The 2653-nt window shown below is 62.7% G+C and carries 2 protein-coding genes; both read right to left on the bottom strand.

The window, feature by feature from the left end; genetic code table 11:
* A partial coding sequence (locus RMO15_RS29480) for a reverse transcriptase domain-containing protein (RefSeq protein WP_309721566.1) occupies positions 1-1100 on the bottom strand: 1100 nt, incomplete at its 3' end.
* Positions 1097-2551 carry a BRCT domain-containing protein gene (locus RMO15_RS29475; protein ID WP_309721563.1) on the bottom strand — a complete coding sequence of 485 codons (1455 nt, stop codon included), beginning with the start codon at positions 2549-2551 and terminating at the stop codon, positions 1097-1099. The genes RMO15_RS29480 and RMO15_RS29475, both read right to left, overlap by 4 nt.
* Between the last annotated feature and the right edge of the window lie 102 nt (positions 2552-2653).

The following is a 2653-nucleotide window of genomic DNA, read 5'->3' as shown; positions in this document are numbered from 1 at the left end:
ACCTGGGTCTTCTTCTCGTTCACCGTCAGCTTTTCATCGGCGACGATCTGGCGTACAAGAGTGAGGAGCAGCCCCACGGGCGCACTGTCGTCGGCGTGGGAGAAGGTCAGGTCGTCGGCGTAGCGCGTGTAGACAAACCCGAGCTTCTGCGCCGCACCCGTGAGGCGCTTGTCCAGCTTCTCCACCAACAAGTTCGAGAGCGCGGGACTAGTAAGTGCGCCCTGGGGAACACCGCGCGGCCCGACGGCGACGAACTTCTTATCGCCGTCGAACTCCACGGCGACCCGCGGGCAGTCGGTGCAAAGGAGTGCCAGAATCGTTGCGACTCCCTCACTAAGGCCTAAATGCTCAAAGTAGTTCTTGACACGCTTGACGCCCAGCGACGGAAAGAAGTCCTGCAAGTCCAGTTTAACGACGACCGATTTCCCGGTGTGTGGCTCGGCGTTCTTCACCACCGATGCGCCAGGCGAGAACGCGGTCGCAGCGGCGTGGGGAGTTTGCTTTGCCAACACCTCACTCAGAAGCCACCGTTGTGCCTGACGCAGCTTGCTCTTGGGCGAGGCCAGCACGCGCTTTCCGCCGCGTTTTTTCGGGATGGTAAAGAGCGAGTAATGCCCCGTCTTAGAAGCTGCCCGCTGGTAGCAGAGCCACGCCAGCTCCCGCTCGGTTAGACCAATGGCGTTGCAGAGCTTCTCGATCTCCCCATCGGCAAATGCGAGGCCACCGGAGACGCCACGCCCAAGATGCGGCAGTGCCGTCCTTCGCCAGAGCGCGTCTTGCTCGGCCTTCTTGACCCGCACCGCCTCGCGCTCCACCTTCTTAACCACCCGCGCCGAGCGCACCCGCTCGATCCGCTTGCGTCGAATTTCGGCTAAGAGTGCCGGGACATCGCCGCTCTCACGGATCTCTTTCTCGACCCCGTCCAGCTCGCGCCGGACACTCACCAGCTCATCGTAGAGAGGCCGTAGCTTCCGCTCCGCCTCCGCCGACTGCTCCGCGATCTCCGGCGATGGTGGCCAGAACCCGAGGCGCACCATCTCCTCACGGATAAAGGCATCCTTGCCAATCTCTTTCAAACGCTGTCGCTCTGCCGCTGTCATGCGATGCTCCCTCCCAGCAATACCAAGAACTCGTCTTCGGTCATGACGAGAATTTTTAGCTCTTGTGCCTTGGTGAGCTTGCTGCCCGCTTTATCGCCTGCCACCAAATAATGGGTGTTCTTACCGACGCTGCCCGACGCTTTCCCACCACGCTGGACGACGATTCCCTCGGCTTGCTCGCGGGTGAATTTCGTAAGTGCTCCCGTGAAGACAAAGGTCTTATCGGTGAAGTCGAAGGTATCGGCGGCGGGCTCCGCTTTCTTGGCGGCCTTGGCTCCGAGAAGCTGCTGTGACGCCAGCGCGACGGCGGCTAAAATATGGGCACAGGGGCCTTTTCGGAGCTTCTCGCGCTTGAAGAACGAGCAGGTGCAGCTGGCGAAGCGCACGCGACCATCGTTGTCTAGGTCGAGCGTGACGGCAAACTTGGCCTCCCGCCGCGTCTCGCCGCCACGTACCCAGGCACGGAAGCGGAAAGTAGTATCGTCGGTACGGGCGGTGAGGGTGGAGAACGCCTCGTCTTCGTCGGTGTCTTTCAGGAAGCTGACGCCACCCGTCTGGACGATGCGGGCGGCGAGCTTGCTGCGCTGGTCTTCCTCGCTCACGGGTGCGGGGAACGGCAGGAGCTGGCGCCAGCGGTAACAAGAGTCCGCGAGGTCGTACATCGCCATGCCCGTGGCGCAGAGTTTCTGAAGCGCCGCGGTGGCGGTCTCGGTGGAGAGATCGGTGATGTCCGACGGGACGAGCTTGAGGTGTTTTTCTAGTTCTTGCGAGGCTTTGGCGATGTCGCCGTCGCTGGCTTGCCCCGTGGCGGCGAGCACATCGAAGCGAGCCGCACTCGACCAGTCGTTTTTCGTCCAGCCCGAGACCCCGATATCGAAGCGGTGCCCATCGAGCGTGATGCTCCAGTACGAGGGCATGCCCGTTCCGAGGAAGCGCGCGGTCACCGAGTCGGCGTGGGGAAGCAAGTCAGCAAAGGCCAGCAAGCGCCGCCGCCCCCAGAGCCGAATCTCCGTGGCGGAGTCTCCGGTGTACTTGTGGACACGCTCTTTGATCACCGTCCCCCACGGCTCAATGGTAATCGTCGGGCACTCGCCGGGCGTTAATTGGAACCGAAGCGAGCGTGGGCCGGTCTTCTCGCGCTCCCGCTGAAGCGCCGCCAGAACGTCGGCGATGGTTTCTGGGGAGAACTGCACCTCAATCGCCGGGTAGACGGCGGCGGACTGGACTTGCAAGAAGCCGCGTACCCAGGTCGGGGGCAGGTCAATCTTCTTCTCCACCCGCTCCCCCGCTCCCGTGGCGATGCTCACGCCCTCGGCGGCAACCGAGAGAAACGCAGGGCGGTACGAGCGAATGCGGCGCATCTCGTCGGCGAGAGCGCTGGAGTAGTCCACATTGGTCGTCCCGTAGCGCACCTCGCCCAGCACATCGAGTTTTTCCCTGGGCACCGTCACGCGCCCGTACGACGACTAATCCTGGCTGAAGACCTCAAAAACGACGCAGTCCTGGTGCACGGAAACGACCGGATCGAGTACCCACCAGGCGTCCATGTCGTG

Origin of the sequence: Armatimonas sp. (assembly GCF_031410135.1) — a bacterium.
In the GTDB taxonomy this organism is placed as follows: domain Bacteria; phylum Armatimonadota; class Armatimonadia; order Armatimonadales; family Armatimonadaceae; genus Armatimonas.
This window is presented reverse-complemented; position numbering and strand designations above follow the sequence as displayed.